The sequence below is a fragment of the Brotocaccenecus cirricatena genome (assembly GCF_020687045.1).
GTDB classification, from domain to species: domain Bacteria; phylum Bacillota; class Clostridia; order Oscillospirales; family Oscillospiraceae; genus Vescimonas; species Vescimonas cirricatena.
The window spans coordinates 25,639-39,984 of record NZ_JAJEPW010000022.1 but is presented as its reverse complement, the minus strand read 5'-3'; the positions used below and the strand labels follow the sequence as shown (position 1 = coordinate 39,984).

At 62.7% G+C, this 14,346-nt stretch carries 11 protein-coding genes; 3 read left to right on the top strand and 8 right to left on the bottom strand.

What is annotated here, in order from left to right; translation table 11 throughout:
• Window positions 1-4: 4 nt before the first annotated feature.
• The 5 genes from LKD37_RS08810 to LKD37_RS08790 are packed head-to-tail and all read right to left on the bottom strand — an operon-like array spanning window position 5 to window position 4,889.
• The gene (locus tag LKD37_RS08810; protein ID WP_302928883.1) at window positions 5-739 is read right to left on the bottom strand and encodes an ABC transporter ATP-binding protein; all 735 of its coding nucleotides are present in this window, start codon (window positions 737-739) and stop codon (window positions 5-7) included.
• Complete coding sequence (locus LKD37_RS08805; RefSeq protein ID WP_302928882.1) at window positions 736-1,515, bottom strand: ABC transporter ATP-binding protein; 780 nt, start codon at window positions 1,513-1,515, stop codon at window positions 736-738. The genes LKD37_RS08810 and LKD37_RS08805 overlap by 4 nt, the downstream gene beginning before the upstream one ends.
• A gap of 4 nt (window positions 1,516-1,519) precedes the next feature.
• A complete protein-coding gene (locus tag LKD37_RS08800) occupies window positions 1,520-2,332 on the bottom strand; it encodes an ABC transporter permease (protein ID WP_349048773.1) in 813 nt (270 codons plus the stop codon).
• 31 nt (window positions 2,333-2,363) lie between these two features.
• On the bottom strand, window positions 2,364-3,305 hold the full coding sequence (locus LKD37_RS08795) for an ABC transporter permease (RefSeq protein WP_302928881.1): 942 nt from the start codon (window positions 3,303-3,305) through the stop codon (window positions 2,364-2,366).
• Window positions 3,306-3,335: 30 nt separating this feature from the next.
• The gene (locus LKD37_RS08790) at window positions 3,336-4,889 is read right to left on the bottom strand and encodes an ABC transporter substrate-binding protein (RefSeq protein WP_302928880.1); all 1,554 of its coding nucleotides are present in this window, start codon (window positions 4,887-4,889) and stop codon (window positions 3,336-3,338) included.
• Between the two features lie 364 nt (window positions 4,890-5,253).
• On the opposite strand from LKD37_RS08790, the gene LKD37_RS08785 reads away from it, so the two are divergent.
• The gene (locus LKD37_RS08785; RefSeq protein ID WP_302928879.1) at window positions 5,254-6,624 is read left to right on the top strand and encodes an MATE family efflux transporter; all 1,371 of its coding nucleotides are present in this window, start codon (window positions 5,254-5,256) and stop codon (window positions 6,622-6,624) included.
• Window positions 6,625-6,728: 104 nt separating this feature from the next.
• Here the strand turns inward: LKD37_RS08785 and LKD37_RS08780 are convergent, their stop codons facing one another.
• The 3 genes from LKD37_RS08780 to LKD37_RS08770 form a co-directional block, all read right to left on the bottom strand.
• The gene (locus tag LKD37_RS08780) at window positions 6,729-7,940 is read right to left on the bottom strand and encodes an acetate/propionate family kinase (RefSeq protein ID WP_302928878.1); all 1,212 of its coding nucleotides are present in this window, start codon (window positions 7,938-7,940) and stop codon (window positions 6,729-6,731) included.
• 392 nt (window positions 7,941-8,332) lie between these two features.
• Window positions 8,333-10,159, bottom strand: a complete 1,827-nt coding sequence (locus tag LKD37_RS08775) for an ABC transporter ATP-binding protein (protein ID WP_302928877.1) — start codon at window positions 10,157-10,159, stop codon at window positions 8,333-8,335.
• The gene (locus LKD37_RS08770; protein WP_302928876.1) at window positions 10,159-11,997 is read right to left on the bottom strand and encodes an ABC transporter ATP-binding protein; all 1,839 of its coding nucleotides are present in this window, start codon (window positions 11,995-11,997) and stop codon (window positions 10,159-10,161) included. The genes LKD37_RS08775 and LKD37_RS08770 overlap by 1 nt, the downstream gene beginning before the upstream one ends.
• Before the next feature lie 439 nt (window positions 11,998-12,436).
• On the opposite strand from LKD37_RS08770, the gene LKD37_RS08765 reads away from it, so the two are divergent.
• Together LKD37_RS08765 and LKD37_RS08760 are read left to right on the top strand one after the other, a co-directional pair.
• Window positions 12,437-13,246: an NfeD family protein gene (locus LKD37_RS08765; RefSeq protein WP_302928875.1), complete on the top strand. Its 810-nt coding sequence runs from the start codon at window positions 12,437-12,439 to the stop codon at window positions 13,244-13,246.
• A 42-nt stretch (window positions 13,247-13,288) separates the two neighbouring features.
• The gene (locus LKD37_RS08760) at window positions 13,289-14,212 is read left to right on the top strand and encodes an SPFH domain-containing protein (protein ID WP_302928874.1); all 924 of its coding nucleotides are present in this window, start codon (window positions 13,289-13,291) and stop codon (window positions 14,210-14,212) included.
• Window positions 14,213-14,346: the final 134 nt, after the last annotated feature.

Sequence of the window (14,346 nt, the reverse complement as noted above, 5' to 3'; positions counted from 1 at the left end):
GCGCTCACTCCGCCGCTGCCAGCAGCCGGCGGGTATATTCCTCCTTCGGATGGTCAAATAGCTCCTCCACCGGCCCCTGCTCCACGATGCGCCCCTGGTGCATCACCAGGCACCGGTCGCAGATCTCGTAAACCACGTTGAGGTCGTGGGAGATAAACAGATACGAAATGCCCAGTTCCCGGCGCAGCCGGGCGATCAGCTGCAAAATCTGGGCCTGGATGGTCACGTCCAGGGCCGACACGGCCTCGTCGGCCACAATCAGCTGGGGATGCACGATCAGGGCCGCCCCGATGCACACCCGCTGCCGCTGTCCGCCGGACAGCTGATGGGGCAGCCGGTCCCGGCACTCCGGGTCCAGGCCCACCAGCTCCATGGTCCGCTCCACCCGGCGGGCGATCTCCTCCTTGCCGTACTTCCCGTAAATGCGCAGAGGCTCGGCCAGAATCCAGCCCACGGTGCGGCTGGGGTTCAGGCTGCTGGCCGGGTCCTGGAACACCATCTGGGGCCGCTTGGTGAAGTGGGTCACCGTGCCGGTATAGTCCGGCACAAAGCCCAGAATGGTCCGGGCCAGGGTGGTCTTTCCGCTGCCGGACTCCCCCACCAGGCCCAGAATCTCCCCCCGGTGCAGGTCAAAGCTCACGTCATGGAGCACCTGCCGGCGCTTTCTGCGGCCGATGGTGCCGGAGGGCCGGTACCATACGTTCAGGTCACGGACCTGCAGAACAAGGTCCTGGCTCATAGCTTCCTCCTTGTGGGAATGGCGGCGATCAGCCGCTGGGTATAGGGGGCCTGGGGGTGGAAGAATATCTGATCCACCGGGCCGGACTCCACGATGTGTCCCTTCTCCATCACCGCCACCCGGGTGCACAGCTTCCGCACCACCGCCAGGTTGTGGGAAATAAACAGAATGGACATGCCCCGCTCCCGGTTCAGCCGCCGCAGCAGTTCCAGTATCTGGGCCTGGATGGTCACGTCCAGGGCCGTGGTGGGCTCGTCCGCCAGCAGCAGTTTCGGCCGGGGCAGGATGGCCGCCGCGATCATGGCCCGCTGCAGCATACCGCCGGACAGCTCGTGGGGATACTTCCGGTATACCTCCTCCGCCTCCGGCAGGTCCACGTCCCGCAGGGCCTGCAGGGCCAGCTCCCGCCGCTTTCCCGGCGGCAGGTCCGTGTGCACCCGCAGGCACTCCTCCACCTGGGGCCCGATGCGCATGGTGGGGTCCATGGCGCTCATGGGCTCCTGGAACACCACGCAGATGTCCCGGCCCTGGATGCTGCGCAGGGTGTCGCCGCTGCTGGTCAGCAGGTCCCGCCCGTCCAGCAGAATCTGGCCCCGGAAGGCCGCCTGCTCCGGCCGCAGCAGACCGGAGATCATCATGGCCGTGACGGTTTTGCCGCTGCCGGATTCACCCACCAGGCCCACGATCTCGCCGTCGCCCACCGTCAGGTCGATGCCCCGCACCGCCTCGTGGTCCGCCCCGTGAAACTGCACGTGCAGATCCCGGATCTCCAGCATACCGTCACCTCCCCCATTCCTTTTGCTGGAGCCCCTCGCCCAGCAGGCTGACGCCTAAAATCAGCAGCACGATCACGCCGCCCACCGTCAGCATATACCAGGGGGCCCTGGCCATATAGCTCTGGGACTCCGACAGCATGTACCCCAGGGACACGTCCGGGGGCTTCACGCCGATGCCCAGATAGCTCATGCTGGCCTCCGCCAGTACGGCGTTGTTAAACCCGATCACCAGCGTCGGCAGGAGCACCTGCCGGGTGTTGGGCAGAATATGCAGAAACATAATGCGCAGATGCCCCGCTCCCATGAGCCGGGCGCTTTTGACATAGTTCATCTCCCGGTGCCGGGCAAATTCGCTGCGGATCACCCGGGCATAGCTGGGCACAAAGGCGACGCCCAGGGCTAAAATCACGTTGTACTTGCCGAACCCCAGCAGCGAGATGAACACCAGCGCCAGCAGGATGCTGGGAAACGCCGTCACCGCGTCGTTGACGCGCATCAGCGCCTCGTCCAGCCAGCCGCCGAAATAGCCGGTAAAGGCCCCCACCAGGGTGCCCGCCGCCGCGCCGATGCACACGGTGGCGGCGCTGATGAAGAAGGTGGTGCCCGCCCCGGCCAGCACCCGGCTGAAAATGTCCCGGCCGAAGTTGTCCGTGCCGAACAGGTGCCGCAGGCACGGGGCCAGGAATTTCTCGCTGCCGGACATGGCCGTGGGGGAATAGGGGGTCCACACGCAGCCCACCAGGGCCAGGGCCGTCATCAATCCGGTGAGGATCAGCCCCGTCCGCAGATAGTGATTCTTTTTTTCGTTCAGCAGCAAGGCCCGCTCCCACCTTTCTTTTCCCGATATCTCACGTCAGCCGCAGCCGGGGGTCCAGCCGCTGGTTGATCAGGTCCGCCAGCAGGTTCACCAGCACCACCCAGAAGGCCACAATCACCACCACCGCCTGCACCACGGGATAGTCCCGGTTGGCGATGGAGGTCAGCAGCATCCGGCCCAGCCCCGGCAGGGAAAATACCTGCTCGATGACCACGGAGCCGGCCACAATGTCCGCCACGGTCATGGCCAGAAACGACACCACCGGCCCCATGGCATTGCGCAGCACATGGCGGTACAGGGTGGAACGGTCGCTGTTGCCCCGGCTGTGGGAGGTGCGGACATAGTCCTTCTGCAGCTCCGACAGAATGGACGAGCGCAGCATCTTCACCGTCATGGCCACCCTGGGCAGGGCGATGGACACGGCGGGGAACAGGAAGTACCACAGGCTGCCGCCGAAGTTGTCGCCGGGAGAAACGTAGTTTCCCGGCACGAACCACCGCAGCACCAGGCCGAACACATAGGTCAGCAGGATGCCCGTTACAAAGGCCGGGATGGCCATCAGCGCCTGGTTCACGGCGGTCATGGCCCGGTCCAGCCGCCCTCCGGCGTGGCGGGCGGTGAAAATGCCTAAGGGGATGGAAAAGGCCAGGATCAGCACAAAGGACATCCCCGTCAGAAGCCCCGTCACCGGCAGCTTCCCCGCCAGCATGGACGACACCGGCATTTTATAGCTGTAGGACGTGCCGAAGTCCCCCCTCAGGGCCCCCAGCACCCACTGGACATACCGCTCTAAAAACGGCCGGTCCAGTCCCATTTCCGCCCGCAGGGCGGCGATGCGCTCCGGGGTGGCCTCGGTACCCAGCAGCTTCACCGCCGGGTCCCCGGGGATCACCTGGAACGCCAGAAACGCCAGAAAAGAGACGATGACCATGGTCAGCAGCATCAGTCCGATTTTCTTGGCCGCGTATTTCATGGTCATCGCCTCTTTCAATTCAGTATAACGTTACCGCTGGGTCAGATAGACCGTGGACAGGTCCAGCACATAGATGGGATAGAACTTCAGTCCCCCCAGATCCTGCCGCATGGCCACCAGGTCGCACAGGTCCTGGATATACACGTTGGCGGCGGTGTCCGCCAGCATGGACTCCATCTGCTTGTACAGATCCGTCTGAGTGGCCTCGTCCTGGGCGTTGATAGCCTGCTGGAACAGGGTGTCATAGGCGGGGTTATTATAGTTGATGAAGTTCTTGCCGTAGTCGGAGGTGAACCGCTCCAGCATGGCCCGGGCGGTCATATTGGCGGCGTCCACGCCCACCACCGTGGCCTGGAACTGGCGGCCGTTATAGATGGTGTCCAGCCAGGTGCTCCATTCCACCGGCTGGATGGTCACGTTGATCCCCGCCTCCCGCAGCTGCTCGGCCACCACCTCGGCGGTGTCCATATGGGGCTGATAGTTGTTGGGAACGGAGATGGTCATGTCGAAGCCGTCGGGATACCCGGCCTGGGCCAGCAGCTCCTTGGCCTTGGCCACGTCGTGGGGATACTTATCCACCAGCTCCGGCAGGAAATACTTGGTGAATGCGGGATAGATGCTGCTGCCCACGGCGGTGCCGTGGCCGTCGGCCACCATGTCCATGATGCCCTGCCGGTCGATGGCATAGCACAGGGCCTGGCGCACCAGCTGGTTGTCAAAGGGCTTGGCCTGGTTGTTCAGATAGATGGCCTGCACCAGGTTCATGGTGCCCTCCAGCACCTGGAAGTTCTGGTTCAGCTGGGAGGCCTGGGCGGAGGTCAGGTGGGCGCACAGGTCGATGGACCCGCCGTTCAGGTTCATCACCAGAGCGTCGGCATTTTCGCAGATTTTATAGGTGACCTTGTCCAGCCACGCCGGGGCGCCCCAGTAATCCTCGAACCGCTCCATGACGAAGTCCTGCTGGGGGGTCCGGGACACGAACTTGAAGGGGCCGGTGCCCACCGGAGCCGTGTCCTGATTTTCATAGTCCGCGGGAATGATGGCGGCCGTCATATAGCTGATGAACTCCAGGTCCCGCTGTGCGATGGTAACGGCAACGGTCTTTTCGTCCAGGGCCTCGACACTCTTGACAGCAGAAAACGCCGCTACCAGAGGCTTCTCCTGACCCTCCGGCACAGCGGCGCAGCGATTGATGGAATATACAACATCCTCTGCGGTCACTGTCTGGCCGTTGTGGAACTTCACTCCCTCACGAAGCGTGAAGGTATAGGTGGTTCCATCCTCGGACAGCGTGTATTTCTCCGCCACAGCGGGGATCATTTCGCCGTCGGAATTGGGCTTCACCAATCCCTCGAAGATGTTGAACAAGACCTCTCTGGTTCCTGCGGCCACCGTCTGGTGGGGGTCAAGACTGTCGTCCAGGTCCTGGGCGATGCCAACGGTGATCTCGCCACCCTTGACCGGTTCGCCCGTTTTGCCGTTATTTCCTTGTCCGCCGGGGTCCTTGCTGCCGTCTCCGCATCCCGGGAGTACGGCGCCGACCATTACCAGCGCCAGGAAAAGAGCCAATAGTTTCTTCTTCATAGCTTTCTCCTTTTTCCTTGCCGCGACCTTGGCGGCAAGCCAGAAATAATGGTGTCAGGCGGCAGTGCGGACAGGCCCCGCCGCCCCTATTCAATTGTCGAAGTGGACTGTACCACATTTCCCCGTGGAATGCAAGGGCTTTTCGCAACTTTTCTCCCGGAATGTGAAAATTTTATCCATCTGTCGCCGTTTTCCCGGTTTTTTCCGCCGGTGGAGGGGTCTGCCTCCGGAACACAACATTGTGCACAATGACGTGCCATTTCCTCTGGGGAAAATATGGCGTCTGAGGGGGTTGTTTTGTGCAAATTGTGGTGTTATACTGTGCAATTGCGTGCCAGTATATTTTGGATAAGAGGTGTGTTTCATGGAAGCGACGCAAAAAAAGAGCGCCCTGTCCGTCAACATGACGGAAGGCTCCCTGTGGAAAAACATGCTGCTGTTCAGCCTGCCCCTGATGCTGACCCAGGTGCTGGAGGTGCTGTTCAACCTCAGCGACGTGGCCATTGCCGGCAAGTTCGCGGACTACCGGGCGCTGGGAGCCGTGGGCTCCACCACGCTGCTGGTGTCGCTGTTCACGGGACTGCTGATCGGCATGGGCAGCGGCGTCAACGTGGCGGTGGCCCGGGGCCTGGGCATGGGGGATAGGCAGCGGGTGGAAAAAACCGTTCACACGTCCTTTGTGCTGTGCGCCGCCATCGGCGTGGTGCTGTGCCTGATCTGCGTTCTGCTGGCCCGGCCCATGCTGGCCCTGCTGCACACCAAGGACGAGCTGATGGACGGGGCCGTGCTGTATCTGAAGATATACGCCCTGAGTATGCCGGCCATGGCCGTGTACAACTGCGGCAACGGCATCATGAGCGCCGTGGGCGACACCCGGCGGCCTCTGCTGTATCTGTCCGTTGCCGGTGTGCTGAACGTGGTTCTGAACCTGTTCTTTGTGATCCGCTGCCACATGGCCGCCGAGGGCGTGGCCATCGCCAGCGTCATCGCCCAGTGCCTGTCGGCCCTGCTGATCGTGCTGCACCTGCTGCGGCGGAAGGACGCCTGCCGCCTGGAGCTGCGCCGCCTCCGGGTCCATCCCCAGGAGGCCCGGCGGGTCCTGGCCATCGGCATCCCCACGGGGCTGCAGAACGCCATTTTCGCCGTGGCCAACCTGTTTGTCCAGGTGGGCCTGAACTCCTTCGACGCCGTCACGGTGTCCGGCAGCTCCGCCGCCGCCAACGCCGACACCCTGCTGTTTAACATGATGGCGGCCTTCTATACCGGCTGCGCCAGCTTCGTCAGCCGGAACTGGGGCGCCGGCAAAACCGAGCGCATCGTCAAAAGCTATCTGGTGAGTATGTGCTACGCCGCCGGGGTGGGGGCCGTGTGCGGTCTGCTGCTGCTGTTTTTCGGCCGGAGCTTCCTGGACCTGTTTGCCAACGAGACGGCGGTCATCGACGCGGGCATGCAGCGGCTGCGGATCATGAGCTTTTCCTATGTGGTGTCCCCGCTGATGGACGCCAGCATCGCCGCCTCCCGGGGCATCGGCAAAAGCGTAGGCCCCACGGTGATCGTCATTCTGGGCTCCTGCGTGTTCCGGGTCATCTGGGTATACACCGTGTTCGCCTGGCTGGGCACCATCACCTCCCTGTATCTGCTGTATATCTTCTCCTGGACCATCACCGGCGCCGCCGAGATCGTCTATTTCCGCCGCAGCTATAAGAAGGTCATCCTGTCGGCCCAGAGCTGGTAAAGACTTCTGCGGCCCGCTGCGCAGGGCTGGACTTGTTGACAAGTTAAAAAACCGGGACGCTGCGGCGTCCCGGTTTTTTTTGCGAAATGGTCAATAAATAGGGCTTATTCCTGGTCCAGGACCAGCTCCATGGTGTCCTGGGCGATCATCAGCTCCTCGTTGGTGGGGACCACCATCACGGTGACGGGGGCGCCGTCCCGGGAGATGATCTGCTCCTTGCCCCGGCAGCGGTTCTTCTCCGGATCGCAGGTGATGCCCATGAACTCCAGGCCCTGGAGGATGTGGGCACGGGTCTCGGCGGAGTTCTCGCCCACGCCGGCGGTGAACACCACCACGTCCACGCCGCCCATGGCGGCGGCGTACTCGGCGATCATCTTGCGGACCCGGTACTCGAAGATCTCCAGCGCCACGGTGGCCCGGTGATGGTCCTTCTCCGCCGCCTGCTCCAGATCCCGGAAGTCGGAGGACACGCCGGACAGACCCAGCATGCCGGACTTCTTATTCAGCAGGTTCACGGCCTCGGAGATGGTCATGTCGTACTTGTTGGCAATGAACTCCACCACGCCCACGTCCATGTCACCGGCCCGGGTGCCCATGGGCAGGCCCGCCAGCGGCGTCAGGCCCATGGAGGTGTCCACGCAGCGGCCGCCGTCGATGGCGGCCAGGGAGGAGCCGTTGCCCAGGTGGCAGGACACCACCTTCAGCTCCGCCGGGTCACGGCCCAGGATCTCCGCCGCCCGCAGGGACACATAGCGGTGAGAGGTGCCGTGGAAGCCGTAGCGCCGGATCTTGTCGTTTTCATAGTACTCATAGGGGATGGAGTACAGATACGCATGCTCGGGCATGGTCTGGTGGAAGGCGGTGTCGAACACCGCCACCTGGGGCACATCGTGGCCCAGGACGGCCCGGCAGGCCTCGATGCCGATGATGTTGGCCGGATTATGCAGAGGCGCCAGGGGGGTGCAGTCCTCCACCGCCTGCATCACCTGGTCGGTGATGAGGACGGAGCTGGCGAAGCTCTCGCCGCCGTGGACCACCCGGTGACCCACCGCGTCGATCTCCTTCATGGAGGAGATGACGCCGTTGTCCGGGTCCACCAGGGCGGACAGCACCGCCTGGATGGCCTCGGAATGGGTGGGCATGGGGACGTCCGCCGCCGACACGGCGGCCTTGCCCTCCACCTGGGGCTTATAGGTGAATTTTCCGTCAATGCCGATGCGCTCGCACAGGCCTTTGGCCAGCAGATGGCCGGTTTCCGGGTCCAGCAGCTGATACTTCAGGGATGAGCTGCCGGCATTGATGACTAATACTTTCATGAAAGACCTCCTTGATTTTTGGTCCCACATTACATGCTGCAGGTTCCTTCTTCTCTATCTCGCAGGATATTGTATCGAAAAGACGGCGGCTTGGCAACCTTTTTTGGAAATAACTGGAAGCAAAATGAAAAAATAGCGGTCAAGGTTTTAACAATGTCAGGTATAGGAAACGGCTGTATTTCATAGGCGGACAAATATGTGAAAATCCTGGCAAACGGGTGAGTCCGCTTGTCAGAAATTTCACGGAGCATCCGCCTGTCAGGCGGGAAGCGGTCGATAGGAGCCAAGGAAAGTCTGTCCGTCACAGGGGGACAGATGGGAAGCGCTTTCCCGGAAAACGGGGTGAAAAAAGCCCCGGCAGCGGCGCTGCCGGGGCTTCCATATTCTGGAAATTATTGCAGGATGCGGGCCGCGGATTCCTCGGCGAACTGCTTGCTGTAAAGATCGTGGTAATAGCCATGGCGGCGCAGCAGCTCCTGATGGGTGCCCTGCTCCACGATGCGGCCGTCCCGGACCACCAGGATCATGTCCGCCTTGCGGATGGTGGAGAGCCGGTGGGCGATCAGGAAGGAGGTGCGGTCCTGGAGCAGGTGGTCGATGGCCTGCTGGATCAGCTGCTCGGTCTGGGTGTCGATGGAGGAGGTAGCCTCGTCCAGGACGAAGATGCGGGGGTCCGCCAGCACGGCCCGGGCAAAGGAGATCAGCTGCTTTTCGCCGGTGGAGAGCCGTCCGCCGCCCTCGCCCACGTCGCTGTCCCAGCCCTTTTCCAGCTTGGCCACCACCGTGTCGGCGGACACGGCCCGGGCGGCGGCCTCCACCTGCTCATCGGTGGCGTCCAGCTTCCCGTAGCGGATGTTCTCCCGGACGGTGCCGGAAAACAGGTGGGGGTCCTGGAGCACATAGCCGATGCTGCTGTGGAGCCACAGCTGGCTGCGCTGGCGGTAGTCCACGCCGTCGATGAGGATCTGGCCCTCCGTGGGCTCGAAGAAGCGGCAGGCCAGGTTCACCAGGGTGCTCTTACCCGCGCCGGTTTCGCCCACGATGGCCACGGTGGACCCCTGGGGAATGTGCAGGGAGAAGTGCTCCAGCACGTTGCCGCCGCCGTCGGGATAGCGGAAGGTCACGTCCCGGAACTCGATCTCGCCCCGGATGGGCTCCCAGTTCTCCCGCTTGGGGTGGAAGGCGTCGCCGTACTTCTCGATGACCTCCGGGGCGTCCTGAATCTGGGGGGTCTTGTCCATCAGGTCCATGACCCGCTCGATGGAGGCCTGCAGGGAGATGAACTCGGCGATGTTGGCGGCGGTCATCTGGATGGGCTCGAAAATGCCCACGGCATACGTGGTGAAGGTAGAGAGGGTGGCCAGCTCCAGCAGGTGGTCGGAGACCATATAGCCGCCCCGCAGCAGCACAATGGCCACGGCCATGGTGCTGGCAAACAGCACCAGCGGGATATACACCGCGTTGAGCCGGGCCGCGCCGATGCCGGCGTCGTGCATCTGGCGGGTCAGGTCCCGGAAGGCGGCCACGGTCTGCTCCTCGGTGCCCAGGGTCTTGGTGGTTTTGGCGCCGGTGATGCCCTCGTTGAAGGAGCCGGTGATGCGGGAGTTCAGCTTCCGGACCTTCCGGTTCCAGCGGAGGATGCGGTTCTGGAAATACCCGGTGAGCACCGCCATGACAGGCACGATGACGATGACCACCAGGGCCAGCCGCCAGTTCAGGGCCAGCATGGCCGCAAAGGTGCCCAGCACATAGAACAGGGCCCAGAGGATATCCGTCATGTTCCAGGCGATCATGCTGGCGATGCGGTTGGTATCGCTCATGACCCGGGTCAGCAGATAGCCCACGGGAGTCACGTTATAGAAGGAGAAGGACAGGGTCTGGAGATGGTGGAACAGGGAGCGGCGCATATCCCGGCCCATGTTCATCTCGATGGTCATGGAGTTGCGGGCAAAGGCCACCACGGACAGGGCCTGTAAAAGAATTACCAGCAGATACACCAGGGAGAAGGGCACGATGCCCCGGAGGGAGTCCGCCTGGATGAAATTCCGGATGGCGTAGCGCTGGAACAGGGGAATGGCCACGTCCACCAGGGCGCACAGGCCGTTGAACACCAGCATCCCCACAAAGTCCCGGCGGAAGGGCCGCACAAAGGGCGTGAGCCTTTTCCAGATGCTCCAGTCAAAGGATTTTGTATAATCTTTCTCGTCGAAGGCAGCCATCAGGCGTTCCCTCCTTCCTCCACCAGCGCGCGGTCATCGCTGCGCATCTGGATGTCGTAAATATCCCGGTAAATGCCGGGGCGGTCAATCAGCTCCCGGTGGGCGCCCAGGGCGGACACCCGGCCGCCGTCCAGCACCAGGATGCGGTCGGCCTGCATCAGGGTGGTGACCCGGTGGGAGATCAGCAGCACCGTGGCGCTGTGCAGGGTGTCCCGCAGGGCGGCGCGGATTTTGGCGTCGGTTTCGGCGTCCACGGCGGACAGGGAGTCGTCAAACACCATAATGGGGGCCTGCTGCATCAGCATCCGGGCGATGGCCACCCGCTGCTTCTGTCCGCCGGACAGGGTGACGCCCCGCTCGCCCACCACGGTATCGTACCCCTGGGGGAAGGCGGAGATGGCCTCGTCCACGCAGGCCACGGCGGCGGCCCGGCGCATGGCCTCGTCCCCGGCGTCCGGCCGCACGGCGCAGATATTTTCCCCCACGGTCTGGGAGAACAGGAAAGGCTCCTGGAGCACCAGGCCGATCTGGCGGCGCAGGGATTCCCGCTTCATGCGGCGGATGTCCACCCCGCCGATGGTGATGGAGCCGCCGCCCTCCGGCAGGTCATACAGCCGGTCCAGCAGGTGCACCAAAGTGCTCTTGCCGGAGCCGGTGCCCCCCAGGATGGCGAAGGTCTCCCCTTGGTGAATGGTAAAGGACACGTCCTCCAGCACCGGCTGGCCGTCGTAGGCAAAGCTGACGTGGTTAAAGACGATGTCGCCGTTTACGGCGTCCACGGCGTCGGGCAGGTCCCGCTCCTCCCGGGCGTTGAGGATATAGCCCACCCGGTCCATGGACACCCCGGCCTTGCTCATATCGGACAGCACCCGGCCCAGGGAACGGACGGGCCAGGCCAGGGCCTCGTTATAGGTGACGAAGGCCACAAAGGAGCCCAGGGTCATCCGCCCGGCTACGCATTCGCAGGCGCCGGCCACCACGATGACCATCACCTGCAGGCAGGTCAGCAGGGTGCCGGAGGCCCAGTATACGGACAGGAGCTTTCCCAATCTGATCCACAGCTGGGAGAAGCGCTGGTTTTTCCCGTTGAACTTCTCCTCCTCATACCGCTCCCGGCCGAAGGCCCGGACCACCCGGACGGCGGTGAGGTTCTCCTGGGCGCAGGTGGTCAGGTCGCCCTCCGCCTCGTCGGCGGCCTGGAACCGGCCGGAGATTTTCTTGTAGAACACACCGGAGGACAGGCCCACAATGGGGATGAACAGCGCCGAGATCAGGGACAGGCGCAGGTTCATGGTGAACATGATGCACAGGTACAGCACGATCAGGAACACCGTGCGCACCACCTCCACCAGCTGGTTGCACACGAACTGGCGGATCACATCCACGTCGGAGGTGCAGCGCTGGATGATATCGCCGGTGGGGTTATTTTTGTGCCAGGCAAAGGGCAGATACTGGATGTGGCGGTACAGATCGTCCCGGATGCCCTTGACGTAGCTCTCGGAGCCCCGGGCCAGCTGGAGCCGCTGGCCGTAGCTGCACACGCCCCGCAGCAGGGCCGTCAGCAGGACGGCGGCAGCGGCCCACCACAGGGCCCGCAGGGGCTGGGCCTCCAAGGCCGCCCAGTTCAGCCAGGACATCAGGAATCCGGGCAATTTGGGCGTTTCGGGCCCCAGGATGGAGTCCACGGTGATGCGGATGATCTGGGGCGTCAGGGCGTTGAACACCATGGCCAGGCACGCGCACAGCAGCGCCGCCGCAAAGTGCCCCCAGCAGGGGCGCAGATATTTCCCGATGAGAGACAGTTTCTCCCGCCGGGATAATTTTCGGGTGGTTTCCATGAAGGCAAAAACACTTCCTCTCTCATTCTTCTCTCTTTTCCAAATTCCGGGCACGAAAAAAGCGCCCTCCTTCCGAGGACGCCGACACAGCCGCAAGGGGCCCGCCCTATCTTCTGGCAGGCTCGTTACAGGCGCACAAGGGTCCCCGACACGACAAAAGCGTTATAAATCATCATATCGGGCACCACCTTTCTTATCAGATGGGTTCAGTATACACGGGCAGGAAACATTTGTCAAGCCGATTTGTCCGCCGGGTAAAAAACCGGAGGATTTTTCAAAATGTTGTGGCGCGGGAGGCAAAAATATAGTATACTAAAACCATGACAACCTGAGGTTGCGCAGAAAAATCCAGTTTTTTCCCGGGTGCAAACGGAGGTTGGTAGACATTGCGGCCCGTTTCCGGTAGGATGGGGTCAGAGAGAAACGGAGGGACAGGGCCATGGCTTTTGGAGAACGGTTACAGGAGGTGCGCCGCCGGGCGGGACTGACCCAGGAGCAGTTCGCAGCGGAGCTGAAGGTGTCCCGGCAGGCGGTGAGCAAATGGGAGTCCTGCCGGGGATATCCGGAGATCGAGAAGATCCTCTATATCTGCAACCGGTATCAGGTGTCCCTGGATGAGCTGTTTTCCCAGGAGGTGCCCCGGGAAGCCCCGGTGCAGGACGCGCCCAAGGCCCCGCTGCCGGAGAAAACCCTGAAAACGGCGCTGTCCGCGTTTTTCGCCAATCTGGCCCCCCGGGAGAAGTGGCTGGGCATCGGCGCAGTGGCCGTGACCCTGGCTCTGGCCCTGGTGCTGGGGCTGTGTCTGAAAGGAGGAAGCACCGATATGATGACGCTGATCTGGATCGCCGCCATGGTGATCTTCGGCGTGGTGGAGGCCATCACCGTGGGGCTGACGTCCATCTGGTTCGTAGTCGGCTCCGTGGCGGGGCTGATTGCCGCCATCTGCGGCGGTCCCATCTGGCTGCAGCTGGCCCTGTTCTTCGTGGTGTCCATCGTGTGCCTGGCGGCCACCCGGCCCCTGGTGAAGAAGCTGCTGCACAAGGACGTTACCGCCACCAACGCCGACCGCGTGCTGGGCCAGACCGCCCGGGTCACGGAGAGCATCGACAACGCCGTGCCCACCGGGGCGGTGTATGTGGGCGGCATGACCTGGACCGCCCGCAGCGAAAGCGGCCAGCCCATCCCCCGCAACGCGCAGGTGAAGATCGTCCGCATGGAGGGCGTGCGCCTGTTCGTGGAACCCGTGTAAGTCCGTAAACACTACTTATATTAAAAACAGGAGGAAAATCACATGCCAAGCAACATCTCTATCCCCGGCGCAGTGGCCATCGCCATTCTAGTGGTGCTGGTGCTGATCGTTATCGTCCGGAACATCTATGTGGTGCAGCAGTCCAAGGCCTATGTGGTGGAGCGACTGGGCGCTTTCCACTCCGTGTGGGGCGTGGGCCTGCATCTGAAGGTCCCGTTCATCGAGCGGGTGGTGAAGAAGGTCAGCCTGAAGGAGCAGGTGGCGGACTTCGACCCCCAGCCGGTGATCACCAAGGACAACGTCACCATGCAGATCGACACCGTGATCTATTTCCAGATCACCGACCCCAAGCTGTATACCTACGGCGTGGAGTATCCCATGAACGCCATTGAGAACCTCACCGCCACCACCCTGCGCAACATCATCGGCGAGCTGGAGCTGGACCAGAGCCTGACCTCCCGCGATACCATCAACGCCAAGATGCGGGCCATCCTGGACGAGGCCACGGACCCCTGGGGCATCAAGGTCAACCGGGTGGAGCTGAAGAACATCCTGCCGCCCCGGGAGATCCAGAACGCCATGGAGAAGCAGATGAAGGCCGAGCGGGAACGCCGGGAGTCCATCCTGCAGGCCGAGGGCGAAAAGGCCAGCAAGATCCTGGTGGCCGAGGGCGAGAAGCAGTCCGCCATTCTGAAGGCCGACGCCGCCAAGCAGGCCCGGATCATGGCCGCCGAGGCCGAGGCCACCTCTATCATGAAGGTGCAGCAGGCCCTGGCCGACGCCATGCGGATGCTCAACGAAAACGCCCCCAACGACCAGGTCATCAAGCTCAAGAGCCTGGAGGCCCTGCAGAAAATGGCCGACGGCAAGGCCACCAAGATCATCATCCCCAGCGAGATCCAGGGTCTGGCGGGCCTGGCGGCCAGCGCCAAGACGCTGCTGGAGAGCGATCCTCCCCAGGAGTAAAAATCTTTCGGGAAAATTTTACCGTTTGTTGCAATTGCAACTTATAGAACGGCTCCATCCGTGTTATACTGCATTCAGTCAATGAGGGAGCCAGCGGTTCCCAAAACCAATAAATGCTGAATAAAACGGAGGAA

Excerpts from the sequence above, each read along its gene's own strand:
- LKD37_RS08810 (WP_302928883.1), bottom strand. The coding sequence starts at position 739 with ATGAGCCAGGACCTTGTTCTGCAGGTCCGTGACCTGAACGTATGGTAC.
- LKD37_RS08805 (WP_302928882.1), bottom strand. The coding sequence starts at position 1,515 with ATGCTGGAGATCCGGGATCTGCACGTGCAGTTTCACGGGGCGGACCAC.
- LKD37_RS08795 (WP_302928881.1), bottom strand. The coding sequence starts at position 3,305 with ATGAAATACGCGGCCAAGAAAATCGGACTGATGCTGCTGACCATGGTC.
- LKD37_RS08790 (WP_302928880.1), bottom strand. The coding sequence starts at position 4,889 with ATGAAGAAGAAACTATTGGCTCTTTTCCTGGCGCTGGTAATGGTCGGC.
- LKD37_RS08785 (WP_302928879.1), top strand. The coding sequence starts at position 5,254 with ATGGAAGCGACGCAAAAAAAGAGCGCCCTGTCCGTCAACATGACGGAA.
- LKD37_RS08780 (WP_302928878.1), bottom strand. The coding sequence starts at position 7,940 with ATGAAAGTATTAGTCATCAATGCCGGCAGCTCATCCCTGAAGTATCAG.
- LKD37_RS08775 (WP_302928877.1), bottom strand. The coding sequence starts at position 10,159 with ATGGCTGCCTTCGACGAGAAAGATTATACAAAATCCTTTGACTGGAGC.
- LKD37_RS08770 (WP_302928876.1), bottom strand. The coding sequence starts at position 11,997 with ATGGAAACCACCCGAAAATTATCCCGGCGGGAGAAACTGTCTCTCATC.
- LKD37_RS08765 (WP_302928875.1), top strand. The coding sequence starts at position 12,437 with ATGGCTTTTGGAGAACGGTTACAGGAGGTGCGCCGCCGGGCGGGACTG.
- LKD37_RS08760 (WP_302928874.1), top strand. The coding sequence starts at position 13,289 with ATGCCAAGCAACATCTCTATCCCCGGCGCAGTGGCCATCGCCATTCTA.